5 protein-coding genes and 1 CRISPR repeat array are annotated in these 13,406 nt (G+C 43.0%); of the genes, 1 reads left to right on the forward strand and 4 read right to left on the reverse strand.

What is annotated here, in order from left to right:
• Positions 1–226 precede the first annotated feature (226 nt).
• Positions 227–1,075 carry a DMT family transporter gene (locus QBE54_RS07845; RefSeq protein WP_369017643.1) on the reverse strand — a complete coding sequence of 283 codons (849 nt, stop codon included), beginning with the start codon at positions 1,073–1,075 and terminating at the stop codon, positions 227–229.
• 111 nt (positions 1,076–1,186) lie between these two features.
• Positions 1,187–4,297, reverse strand: a complete 3,111-nt coding sequence (locus tag QBE54_RS07850; RefSeq protein WP_369017644.1) for an EAL domain-containing protein — start codon at positions 4,295–4,297, stop codon at positions 1,187–1,189.
• 326 nt (positions 4,298–4,623) lie between these two features.
• Here QBE54_RS07850 and QBE54_RS07855 point away from each other — a divergent pair, with 326 nt between their 5' ends.
• The gene (locus QBE54_RS07855; protein ID WP_369017645.1) at positions 4,624–5,847 is read left to right on the forward strand and encodes an IS256 family transposase; all 1,224 of its coding nucleotides are present in this window, start codon (positions 4,624–4,626) and stop codon (positions 5,845–5,847) included.
• 36 nt (positions 5,848–5,883) lie between these two features.
• Positions 5,884–11,942: a CRISPR direct-repeat array (repeat unit 29 nt; unit sequence GTTTAAATCCCACATAGTTCAGATAAAAC).
• A 220-nt stretch (positions 11,943–12,162) separates the two neighbouring features.
• On the opposite strand, the gene cas2 is transcribed toward QBE54_RS07855, so the two are convergent.
• Together cas2 and cas1b are read right to left on the reverse strand one after the other, a co-directional pair.
• Positions 12,163–12,429, reverse strand: coding sequence for a CRISPR-associated endonuclease Cas2 (gene cas2 / locus QBE54_RS07860; protein ID WP_369017646.1), 267 nt, complete (start codon positions 12,427–12,429; stop codon positions 12,163–12,165).
• Complete coding sequence (gene cas1b / locus QBE54_RS07865) at positions 12,429–13,406, reverse strand: type I-B CRISPR-associated endonuclease Cas1b (protein WP_369019418.1); 978 nt, start codon at positions 13,404–13,406, stop codon at positions 12,429–12,431. The genes cas2 and cas1b overlap by 1 nt, the downstream gene beginning before the upstream one ends.

Consider the following 13,406-nt stretch of genomic DNA (forward strand, 5'->3'; position numbering starts at 1 on the left):
TAACTATTTATTAGAACTGTACCCTATCCCTTCTATTCCCCAGGCTAAAAATTCACAAAAGTAAGCACGTTGGACACCAGGTTTCAAAAAGGAGGAAAACGATGCTCACCACAAAAACTCCACCAGATGAAGAGTTACCTGGATACACCACGGAGAATTTCCCGAATCGAATCCACACCAAAACAACCGAAAACTATCAGGTTCCTTCATCTTCTAAGGGTTTTGTTCAGTCTTCAACCACTACAGGTTTTCTGTTGAAAGCCTGGGCCAGGAAGACTCCCGAAAGGGTGAGCAAAGAACCCAGAAGCTGTAGCGAAGTGGGAACTTTATCCATCAAAAGGTAGGTGAAAAAGTAGGCTACCACCGGAACCAGCAAAGAGATGGTGCCCGCTGTGACCGGTCCCAGGTCTCGCACGCTCATAAACCACAACCAGAAACCAATCACTTGAGCAACCAGAGCAAGTAGTAATCCCCACAACATACCCTCTACCGGTACTGAAAGGTTAGTATCCAGCAAAAACACCACTGGCACCATGAACAGTGCGGAAAAAAAGTTCACCGAAGCGTTAAAACCGAGCATATCCTCAGAGGCCATTTTGCGCTTGTAATAAAGCACTCCCACCGCCCAGATAAAACCTGCAAGAACCGCAAGCAACGCCCCGGCATCAAAATTAACACTCCCCACTGCAGTGATAATTCCCAGAAAAGCAAGCAACGCTCCGACAATCTGGAGAGGGTGCAGTTTCTCCTGATACAGAGAAACTGAAATGAGAATTACAAAAAGCGGCTGGGCATAAACCAGTGAAGAAGCAAGAGCTGGGTTCACAGTCAGGTTCACCGCTATGTTAACCACAGTAACAAATAAGGCACCGTTTAGAAGAGCCGCAATCAGCATCCGGGAACTCAAAAGAGGTTTTCTTGAAAGAAGCAAGAAGAAAACGGCCCCAACAGAAAACCTGATCAGAGAGAGCATATAGGGAGACATGAACTGGAGCACGATTTTCATAAGCGGCCAGGAAAGACCCCAGGAGAAAAGAACTCCAACCATGGTGAGATACTTGCGGGAGAATGCCATGAACCCTGTGCCTTACCTCCTTTGCTGCTTCAGTAAATTCAATGATAGAACATCATACGCTCAAAAAAGGGAAATTGCAATCGCTTCGCAGCCCCAAATTACCCGTAAAACTCAGTCTTTCCTGTCCTGCGTTCTCAGCAGGAGAGCTTCTATCTCTTCAGGCGGAAGGGGATGGTAGTAGTAATAACCCTGTATCTCGTAACACCCCCGGTCCACGACAAATTCAAGTTGCTGACCGTTTTCCACTCCCTCGGCAATGACCGCAGCGTTTATAGACCGTGCCAGTTGAATTATGTTTTCCACTATTGCTACATCCCGACGGTTGGAAGGAATCTCCCTGAAAAAGCGACGGTCCACCTTGATGCGGTCAACCGGGAGCATCTTGAGCCTTATAAGCGAGGAATAACCCACGCCAAAATCGTCCAGGGCCACCCGCATTCCCAGCTTCTTCAACTCCTGAAGCAAAGCAATTACTTCATCAGGGTTTTGAAAAACAGCACTCTCAGTAACTTCGAGCTCCAGGTTATCCGGGAAAATACCTGCCTTTTCTACTGCTTTGTGCACTTTATCTGTAAGCTGAGGGTCTCTGAGTTGCGCCGGAGAAAGGTTAACCGCCACCCGGTGAATTCTGAGGCCCTTCTTCTTCCAGGCAGCAAGCTGGGAGCAGGCAGTTTGCAACACCCACTCCCCAATGGGGATGATGAGCCCAGTCTGCTCGGCAAGGGGGATAAAGGAATCAGGAAGCAAAAAACCCAGTTCAGGATGCACCCAGCGCAGAAGAGCCTCAACCCCTACAATGTTGCCCGTTGCAGCATCAACTTGAGGTTGATAATAAACAACCAATTCTCCCTTATCCAGTGCCCTGTAAAGACCGGAAACCAGCACTTTCTTTTGTTGGGCTTCTTCTCGGAGCTCTTGCGAACAAAAAGCATAGCAACCACCACCTCTCGCTTTGGCGGCATACATAGCTAAATCTGCAAATCGTATGAGCTCCTCTGGATTTTCGGCATCCAGAGGATAAATGGCAACCCCACAGCTTGCCGTAAGGAAAAATTCCTGTTTCCCAACGAAAAATGGCTGCTGAAGCCTGTGCAAAAGCCGCTCTGCAATGGGCACCACTTCCTGAGGGTCACCAAGGTTATCGACTAAGAGCAAAAATTCATCCCCGCCAAAGCGGGCAACGGTATCGTATTCGCGGATGGAATTGACAAAGCGCCGAGCCACTTCCTTAAGGAGCCGGTCGCCCATTTCATGACCTTCCGAATCGTTGATCACCTTGAAAGCATCAAGGTCGACGAAGACCACCGCAACCAGCTTGCCAGTGCGTCGGGCAAGCTGGAGCGCTTTCTGCAGGCGGTCCATGAAAAGCGTGCGATTAGGCAACTCAGTGAGTGCATCGTAAAAAGCCATATGTCGAAGTTCTAATTCCGCTTCCACCCTTTCCAGAACATCAGCCAGGACGCTGCTCAAAATCTTCAGCGATTCCTCTTGATAGGCAGAGAAGGACCTTTTGTGCAAAGCTCCCAGGGCCAGAATACCCAGCAATCTCTCGCCCCTTCGAATGGGAAGAACAATCACAGAACGCATGCCTGCTTTTTCAAAAAACTCCGCAAACTGTTCCTGGCCGAGGGGAAGCTTTTTGATATCACCAACTACAAAAATTTCCTCATTTTTTGCAATTTCCTTTAAAGCAGAAAGGAACTTCGCTTGAGATTCTTGAGAATCGCGACAGGTAAAACCAGAAACCTCACCACCAAGATGTACCCTGCAGCGCAGATCGCCTTCCCTGTTAAAAACAAAAAAGCAACCATAGTCCATATCGTGGCTTTTAAGCAGTTCACCTAAAACAGACTCCAACTCTCTCTCTAAGGAGCCAGGCTGCATCCCCACAAGCTGCGCGGAAAGGCGAGCCACAGTTTGCTGAGCTTCCAGCTGGGCACGATTTTCTTCAAGGCGCCTCAGGTAGACATTGCGAATATAGAAAACAAGCAGTACAAAGAGCGCAAAAACAACCGTTACCAGAAGCTGGGCAACGAAAAGCATGGATGAAGAAAATACCCCAGAAAGAGGCAAATTAAACCAGGCCCAGACTTGCATCAGCGAGAGAGTAACGCTGATGATCGCAAAAGCCCCAAAATTTCCCACAAGAATGGTGGGCAAAAGAAAAGACAAAAGAGGTAGGAAAAGCAAAGGCTGCTCCTTCGAAAGAGAAACAACCCTCAAGAAAATAAGAAGAGCCGAAAGTGATAAAGCCACGGCAAGTCCCAGATCCCGACGCTTTTCAGGAGTTTTCCAGGCACAGAGGTAGTAAATCCCCATTCCCAGAAGGATAAACGAAGCTCCCCACAGAAAAGCCTGAGCCTCCAGAGAACGGCCAAGCAGTAATACCGAAATTACCACATACAGGAAACCTCCCAGAATGTGTACTCCAGCCAGATGAGCATAAAGAGCCAGCTTATCTGCTTCGCTCAGCACTTCACCCCTCGCGACTTCACGAGAAAAGCCCTGCCGCTTCATTCCCAGAAATTCTTGCTGGGTCCTGGAAAAGACAGAAAGCACAGTCACTGGAAAAAGGGCGATGGCTGGTGCCAGGTTGGAAAACTCTGTAAAGTGCCCCGGGGAAAAAGCTCGGTCCAGAAAAACACCTAGTGCAACGGAGGAAAAAAGAGAGAAAGCAACCGTAAATCCCATCCTTCTTTGCCCCGCCTTGTGGAGCCTTCTTGCCCAGCGCAGGAACAGAGCTCCGGAAATCACAGTGAAAGAAACACAATAAAGGTTGAAAAACCAGTTCCAGAAATCAGCCCGGGGCAGGACTACCCACCCGGAATTACCCTGCAAAAGCTGTTGAGCCGTCCCAGCAAAGCCCGGCAAAAGAGAAAAAATCAAGAGATTCAAAAAAGCCGGAAAGTAAACCAGGGGGTAGAGCCACCATCTCTTGAGAAGGTGGCTCTCGGTCAAAGTTAGAGAAAAATGGAGAAGTAAGCTGTAGATGGTTGTCCAACCCAGGGCAGAGAGACGCTGCCAGAAAAGGGCTTCCTGGTAAGTGGGAGCAACTCTCACCAGCAGAAGACCCAGCGACCACAAACCGAGAAAAGTACATATGGTGTGCAAAATGTGAACTCTTAGCCCATTCCGAAAATGAGCGGTTACGTAAACCGCCAGAGAGAGCGAAGAACAGAAAGCGAAAAACAAACCTATCTTGAAAAGGTTTTCCGCAAGCATCGGCGCGCAATAACTCCCTCATCTTATGCTAAGAAAAACTGCTCTTTAAGTGCTCACAAAGTTATTTTAGCATGAATAAAACGTCTTAACCACTACAAATCAGCACCGTTAAATCCCACATAGTTCAGATAAAACCACGCAACCTTCCGGGATGGGTTCGAATGTAAGTTCGGTTTAAATCCCACATAGTTCAGATAAAACTGGGAGCCCTGTCAGAAGTCCCACCTGGCCGCCCAAATGGTTTAAATCCCACATAGGGGACTGTACAATAAACTGTGTAAACCCCTTTGGGAAAAAGATAAACTTTTACCAAGGGGGTTATGAAAATGAAAAAGGAAAAACTATTAAGAAAACAGCTTCGAGAGTTCATCAAAGAGAACAACCTGGTCACGGCCCAAGACGCCCAGGACGCTATTAAGTCCCTCATGGGCGAGCTCATCGAAGAAATGTTAGAAGCTGAGCTCGAAAACGAACTGGGCTACAGCCGCTATGACTACCGCAACAAAAAGACAGACAACGCAAGAAACGGTCACAGCAAAAAGAAGGTAAAGACTGAACTTGGACCCTTAGAGATAAGCGTTCCCCGCGACCGTAACGGCGAATTCGAGCCGATAGTAGTCAAGAAATACCAGAGAGATATCTCTAGCATAGAAGACCAGATACTGTCCATGTATGCCAAGGGAATGAGCACCCGCGACATACAGGAGCACCTGGAAAGGATATACGGGGTTCACGCCTCGCCATCCCTGATATCAAGCATTACAGACAAGATACTTCCGGTTGTCAGGGAGTGGCAGAACAGGCCTTTGCAGCCGATATACCCGTTCATTTTCATTGATGCAGTGCACTACAGCGTGCGGCAAGACGGCCAGGTTGTTAAAAAAGCAGCCTACGTAGTAATAGGCATCGATCTTGACGGCCGGAAAGATGTTTTGGGTATATGGATTGGCGAAGCCGAAAGTGCCAGGTTCTGGCTGTCGGTATTAAGCGACATAAAAAACCGCGGAGTTGAGGATATACTGATTATCTCGGCTGACGACCTTGCCGGGATAAGCCAGGCCATCAAAGCCATCTTTCCTCAAGCAGAAGTGCAAAAATGCGTAGTCCATCAGATAAGAAACTCTGTGCGTTACGTCAGCTACAAAGACCGTTCTCAGTTTGTCAAAGATCTCAAAGCCATTTACAAGGCAGTGAACCAGGAAGAAGCTCTCAGCGCCTTGCAAGCTCTAGAAGACAAGTGGCAAGCCAAGTACCCGTTGGCGGTAAAATCCTGGATTAGAAACTGGGACGAGTTGTCCACCTGCTTCAATTATCCTCCCGAGATACGGAGGTTGATATACACAACCAACATCATCGAGGCTTTTCACCGCCAACTGCGAAAAGCAACTAAAAGCAAAGCGGCGCTTCCCAATGACGATGCCCTTATCAAGATCCTGTACCTGGTCACCATGGATGTGACCGAAAAGTGGACAGTGTCAGTGAAAAACTGGGGACTGATTCTATCCCAGTTGATAATTCTGTTCAAAGAAAGGATTGAGCCTTACCTCTAAACTAGTTACCAATTAAGGGGTTTACACAAAAAACTTGACAGACCCCCACATAGTTCAGATAAAACGCGGAAGATGCACTTATCCCCGATAAGCTCGGATTTGTTTAAATCCCACATAGTTCAGATAAAACAGAGACTGGACACTATCCCTTGCCCCCTGCACGGCCTGTTTAAATCCCACATAGTTCAGATAAAACGCTGATGATGTGCTGAGGAAGGTTGCGGTCCCGCGTGGTTTAAATCCCACATAGTTCAGATAAAACGGGGAAACGAGAATAGGGATAACTGAAGATGGGCTTTGTTTAAATCCCACATAGTTCAGATAAAACCAGCAAGATACCCGCACCCAGAACCAGAGATAAGAAGTTTAAATCCCACATAGTTCAGATAAAACCTAAGCTACTTCCATCCCCTTCGCAACCTGCAATCGCGTTTAAATCCCACATAGTTCAGATAAAACTTATCTCTACTGCAATTCTATACTCCATCTTCTTTTTGTTTAAATCCCACATAGTTCAGATAAAACCGTCCTCTGGGCAGAGGATTACTACCCAGAGAAAAAGTTTAAATCCCACATAGTTCAGATAAAACAATACTTCCTCAATTTGCTCTCCGCTCCTTGTTTTTGTTTAAATCCCACATAGTTCAGATAAAACACGCTCTCTTTGCTGGCTCCAAAGCTCCCCATTCGCGTTTAAATCCCACATAGTTCAGATAAAACGCGGAGCAAAAGCAATGAAGCGCAAATTCTATATCCGTTTAAATCCCACATAGTTCAGATAAAACATACTTGCGGCGAATGCACTTGGGTTATTACTATCAAGTTTAAATCCCACATAGTTCAGATAAAACGCAGTGCTCAGAGAACGGGTCACCGCTGGCTTTACGCGTTTAAATCCCACATAGTTCAGATAAAACCTATGATAGTTTTCTCTCTCCCTGCCTGCTTTTTCACGTTTAAATCCCACATAGTTCAGATAAAACGTCGAGCCTAGATCTTGTCGAGCCTAGATCTTGTCGGTTTAAATCCCACATAGTTCAGATAAAACCTATACCGTCCAAAAATGCTCCTCACATGCCCTCTGTTTAAATCCCACATAGTTCAGATAAAACTGTCTACACTAAAAACAAGAGAAAATACAGGAAAGGTTTAAATCCCACATAGTTCAGATAAAACCAAGTAGACTTGGTTTAAGAACGGCTCGTTGGTTCGTGTTTAAATCCCACATAGTTCAGATAAAACATTAGGATTTCCCACCTCAATACCATTTATGCCGAAAGTTTAAATCCCACATAGTTCAGATAAAACCGGCAAGGCCCTTTTGTTTGAGAAGAGCATTGTCCTACGTTTAAATCCCACATAGTTCAGATAAAACTTATATCACCGATGAAGAAGCAGAAGCTCTTGCAAGAGGTTTAAATCCCACATAGTTCAGATAAAACCAAAAAAAGAAGGGAGAACCTTACCTGTCTCAAGAACGTTTAAATCCCACATAGTTCAGATAAAACGCGACAGACAAATAAGCATAAAAATCAAGAAAAATGTTTAAATCCCACATAGTTCAGATAAAACTGTTGGTTCATCGGCGTAGTAAAATTGAGCAAAGTCTGTTTAAATCCCACATAGTTCAGATAAAACAATTGTCGGAAAGATAAATGCTTCTGAACAAATAACGTTTAAATCCCACATAGTTCAGATAAAACTTATAAATTATGCTTGGGAACCCACCACCTATAGGTGTTTAAATCCCACATAGTTCAGATAAAACTTTCACTGCTCACAAGCCCTATTGCAATTACTTCCGTTTAAATCCCACATAGTTCAGATAAAACGAGCATAACAGAATGGACAAAACTTGTGGTTGTAGTGTTTAAATCCCACATAGTTCAGATAAAACCTAACTAATGCTGACCAGACTGGTGGTTTCTTTTTTGACGTTTAAATCCCACATAGTTCAGATAAAACACAGAACCCAATTCCCTTTTCCACAAAGCAGTTTTGTTTAAATCCCACATAGTTCAGATAAAACGCTCTGAATTCGATGAGCTGAAAGAGAAAATTGAGAGTTTAAATCCCACATAGTTCAGATAAAACGCTATATTATGTAGCGGGAGGTGTTTTTTATGGAAAGTTTAAATCCCACATAGTTCAGATAAAACGCTGGGTGGGACACGAATGTTTGGGAGGTGAAGTGATGTTTAAATCCCACATAGTTCAGATAAAACCTTCCCCTCATATTCCCTCAAACTTACCGTAGCCTTCAGGTTTAAATCCCACATAGTTCAGATAAAACTCGTGTTCTTTGAGCCACTCCTCGGCTTCCTCCCGGGTGTTTAAATCCCACATAGTTCAGATAAAACTTTGAACGCTTGTTCCTTATCTGTTGATGTTTCCCCCGTTTAAATCCCACATAGTTCAGATAAAACTGGTAAAAAGTTTATCGAGGGCCTAAGAAAGCTCACGTTTAAATCCCACATAGTTCAGATAAAACTTGGTCGAGACGACCAACGGCAGGCTGTTAACAACAAGTTTAAATCCCACATAGTTCAGATAAAACAGGACTATCGTGAGGTAAGAGACGAGCGTATGAATGTGTTTAAATCCCACATAGTTCAGATAAAACGTGGCTATATGACAACTACTCCTTTTGCAATCCGGTGTTTAAATCCCACATAGTTCAGATAAAACTGAGGGAGGCAAGGCGTGTTGAGTATGAGTATGACGCGTTTAAATCCCACATAGTTCAGATAAAACGCTCTGAATTCGATGAGCTGAAAGAGAAAATTGAGAGTTTAAATCCCACATAGTTCAGATAAAACGCTATATTATGTAGCGGGAGGTGTTTTTTATGGAAAGTTTAAATCCCACATAGTTCAGATAAAACGCTGGGTGGGACACGAATGTTTGGGAGGTGAAGTGATGTTTAAATCCCACATAGTTCAGATAAAACCTTCCCCTCATATTCCCTCAAACTTACCGTAGCCTTCAGGTTTAAATCCCACATAGTTCAGATAAAACCTTTGTAGAGCCTCATTTCTCTGCCGCCAATCGATAGTTTAAATCCCACATAGTTCAGATAAAACAGATAACGATTGTAAAGCCGGAGGTGAGTGGAGAATGAGTTTAAATCCCACATAGTTCAGATAAAACCGTTCTCTACTTCTACTTCTACCTCACGCACAGTCACGTTTAAATCCCACATAGTTCAGATAAAACTCGAATTTGTATTATATCGTAGGGGCGTCTGGTATTAGTTTAAATCCCACATAGTTCAGATAAAACGAATGTGGATGTCGTGTTGCTCCCGGGCAAGCAACCGTTTAAATCCCACATAGTTCAGATAAAACTGGGATTATTCCTGTGCATCCGCAGTGCCGATGCGTGGTTTAAATCCCACATAGTTCAGATAAAACTTGTTGATGACGGGGTCGTTTCTGGAGCTGGGGACGGTTTAAATCCCACATAGTTCAGATAAAACAATATGCGAAAGCATTTGTTTTTGTAATAAAAGGGAGTTTAAATCCCACATAGTTCAGATAAAACTAGCAAAATACCTGAAAACCGAAGAAGAAAAGAAGAAAGTTTAAATCCCACATAGTTCAGATAAAACTCTGCTGTTTTTGTGCCCGTTCCGCTTCTATGTGTAGTTTAAATCCCACATAGTTCAGATAAAACCCGGAAGCGCAGCATAATTATGAGCAAAGAGAATAACGTTTAAATCCCACATAGTTCAGATAAAACAAGGTACATGATATCAGAGTTTAGGCGTTCGATGCGGTTTAAATCCCACATAGTTCAGATAAAACCTGGAGTAGATATAGGAACACCGTTATCAACAGCTTGGTTTAAATCCCACATAGTTCAGATAAAACATAAGGCAGTGGGGCAAGGTCTGGACGGCGTTGTTTGTTTAAATCCCACATAGTTCAGATAAAACCTCATCACAATAGTAATAACCTTATCAATTGTCCACAGTTTAAATCCCACATAGTTCAGATAAAACTGTTTTTTATGGAAAAGGCTTATCTAAAGATACGTAAGTTTAAATCCCACATAGTTCAGATAAAACGATAGTGGAATTTCGTGAAAAGGCAGGAATGACAAGTTTAAATCCCACATAGTTCAGATAAAACAAACATAGCGAGCAATATTAACCGTAACGTTATTATAGTTTAAATCCCACATAGTTCAGATAAAACATAAGTATTACCCGCAACCATCCCCGCCAAGTCAGCGTTTAAATCCCACATAGTTCAGATAAAACGATACTTGAAGACGAAAAGGTCCAGGAGGCGCTTTCGTTTAAATCCCACATAGTTCAGATAAAACCCCTTTAGAACGAGCAATAAGCGCCTTCTTACCAGCGTTTAAATCCCACATAGTTCAGATAAAACTGGGCGTGAAGTGAAAAGGGGCAACTTGCTTGGTGAGTTTAAATCCCACATAGTTCAGATAAAACTGAGGCCGACCAAACCGCTTCCTGCAACAATCAGTAGTTTAAATCCCACATAGTTCAGATAAAACCCCCCCTTCTTGATGTAAACCTTGACGGCGGTAGCGGGTTTAAATCCCACATAGTTCAGATAAAACATTACCTTTCTGATAAATTCATTCCCGACAATGTAAGTTTAAATCCCACATAGTTCAGATAAAACATATGCGTCATCACCGAAAATAACCTCTACAAGAGCAGTGTTTAAATCCCACATAGTTCAGATAAAACCAGCGCCCTATAATGAATATGCATATCGGAAAGCTCGTTTAAATCCCACATAGTTCAGATAAAACCCAGAAGCGGCATAGCTTGGTGACCGCTCCTATAATAGTTTAAATCCCACATAGTTCAGATAAAACATACGGTTGAATATCTGATAAGAGGCTTTTCGAAATGTTTAAATCCCACATAGTTCAGATAAAACTCTCAAGCACACGTGGAGTTATTGTGCTAATGATTAGTTTAAATCCCACATAGTTCAGATAAAACGCTAAACTCGGCATTACAAAAGACAAATACCAAAAAGTTTAAATCCCACATAGTTCAGATAAAACTTGGAACAAGAGACAAGATTTTCTGTGCTCTATAAGCGTTTAAATCCCACATAGTTCAGATAAAACAAATAGTCATTTTTTTCTTTGGTAAATATTTTAACAAGTTTAAATCCCACATAGTTCAGATAAAACTGGGAAACTCGACGACACCGTTATGCCAGAAGGGATGTTTAAATCCCACATAGTTCAGATAAAACTTTGGTGTGCATATCCAGGACCCAATCAGGAACGTCGTTTAAATCCCACATAGTTCAGATAAAACGATGTGGCGGCTTTCCGATGGATTGGTGGGGATATTAGTTTAAATCCCACATAGTTCAGATAAAACTGGTCTCGCTGGTGCGGCTGAAACCGCAAAGACTTGTTTAAATCCCACATAGTTCAGATAAAACCCGCCAGCTCTGCTGGCGTTTTGTCTATCCCTCGTGTTTAAATCCCACATAGTTCAGATAAAACTTTGGTCTCGCTTGCGCTATATTTGCGATACTCCTGCGTTTAAATCCCACATAGTTCAGATAAAACTTATTTCGGTAGTGTTGATGGGCGCTGGAATGTTGCGTTTAAATCCCACATAGTTCAGATAAAACTGATATGGTCAAGAGGAAAAAGCTTAAAATCTGCGCGTTTAAATCCCACATAGTTCAGATAAAACACGGTGAAACATATACCTACACTTGCCTTTCTGCTGTTTAAATCCCACATAGTTCAGATAAAACTCTTGTTGTTACCGATGAATATCAAAAGCGCCTTGTCCGTTTAAATCCCACATAGTTCAGATAAAACTGGGCTTGAACGCCCAGCCTTTTTTTATATCGGTCCGTTTAAATCCCACATAGTTCAGATAAAACAGTAACTGATGCGCTTAAGTGGCTTGGTGATAGGATAGTTTAAATCCCACATAGTTCAGATAAAACTATGGTGATATTTTGATTGTCTATGATGAATACGATGCGTTTAAATCCCACATAGTTCAGATAAAACCGACCTTATCAATGAGCTAAAGAGGCTACTTGAGCCGTTTAAATCCCACATAGTTCAGATAAAACCCAGTCATTCTCTAAAAAAGAAAATAGACTTATGTTGTGCAACTCACAAGAGCTGCACAACCTCGCAAAAAGAATAAAAATGGAAGCTGAAAGCGATATTTTTGCATCGAAGCTGGAGTAGTGTTTGACGCTACATCCCAAAAATGCACTCAATCCTTTATAAGAAACTCGTTTTAAACACCTGGACAAGTAAGGCCCCCCGATGCAGTAACCAAAAATATTAAATAAGGTTAAAAGTGTTCTCCTTTTCGCAACCAACAACCCGTTTCCTACAATACTCCCTGATCTCGAAACAATACACATAAACCGAATCAGAATCTGCGTTGATAACACTCTTTAGTTCTTGCAAACATTTCTCAAGCTTTCCCTCACTAATTTCCCCCTCAAAAACCGAATTCTGAACCCAGTTAAGATAGCGCTTAAGCACTTTCCTAACCCGATTAACCCGCTCTTCTCCAATGTCATAAGTCACAATGCAGTAAGCCATCACCACCACGCCTTGAAAGGAGCGTATACTTCATCTCCCAAAAGATGCCGGATAAGTTTGTAACACTCAAGCCTCAAAATAGTACGGTAGGAAACCTTTCTTTTAAGGCGGCGGTGTTTAATGGTAGTTTTAAGCTTCTGGTCAAAAGCCTTAAGAAACTTTTCCTTCCCCCTGTCGTTCAAGTAGCAACCATTGAGGTCTTGGTCAAAGTCATCCTTGGTAATCAAACCGGTATTAATCAAGCGAAAAACCAGTGGGTCAGCGATTAAAGGTTTAAATATTTCGGCAAGGTCGAGACACAAAGAAAAACGCCTTTCTCGTGGTTCATGGAGATAGCTTATGGTAGGATTAAGCTGGGTCCGATAACACTCAGAAAGAATGGTGGTATAAATGAGTGAATTACCAAATGAGATAAGCGCATTTACCGGGTTGGAGGGTGGACGTTTTTCTCTTTTCTCAAAATAAAATTCCTCTTTTAAAAAGAGATTAAAAGCCTGATAATAAATCTCCTTAGCTCTACCTTCACAACCCATCAGTTCGGCAATAGAAGTTGCAGAGTAAGCCTTATCAAGCTCTTCCTCAATTTTTTGAATGAAAGGTTCAGTCCCGGAATACTCTCGAAGATTACGCTTGGCGTGAAACATGGCCCCCTCAACAAACGCCAGGGCCAAAAAGAAGCGTTTTTGGGGGTCAAGATAATGTTCAACCTGGCGCACCAGAAGCTCTCCGGAAACATTTTTGTCTCTGGGCAAAAAGGTGCCACTATAGTTACCGTAATAATTATAAATATGCAGGGGCTTACCTTCCCGGGCCAGAAACACTAGAAGTTCTTTATTAAAGTTCATCTGGCCAAAAACATGGATAGAATCAATATTCTCGATGGGAATCACTTTCTTTTCCCCATCGCTCTTTTCAACCAAAAGAGTGTTTTCGTTCCTCTTCAGAGTACCACTACATAAAAGGTAATAAGACTGCAT

The organism is Thermatribacter velox (assembly GCF_038396615.1).
Taxonomy (GTDB): domain Bacteria; phylum Atribacterota; class Atribacteria; order Atribacterales; family Thermatribacteraceae; genus Thermatribacter; species Thermatribacter velox.

Coding starts and splice junctions, on each gene's coding strand:
- QBE54_RS07850 (WP_369017644.1), bottom strand. CDS start 4,297: ATGCTTGCGGAAAACCTTTTCAAGATAGGTTTGTTTTTCGCTTTCTGT.
- cas1b (WP_369019418.1), bottom strand. CDS start 13,406: ATGCAGTCTTATTACCTTTTATGTAGTGGTACTCTGAAGAGGAACGAA.
- QBE54_RS07845 (WP_369017643.1), bottom strand. CDS start 1,075: ATGGCATTCTCCCGCAAGTATCTCACCATGGTTGGAGTTCTTTTCTCC.
- QBE54_RS07855 (WP_369017645.1), top strand. CDS start 4,624: ATGAAAAAGGAAAAACTATTAAGAAAACAGCTTCGAGAGTTCATCAAA.
- cas2 (WP_369017646.1), bottom strand. CDS start 12,429: ATGGCTTACTGCATTGTGACTTATGACATTGGAGAAGAGCGGGTTAAT.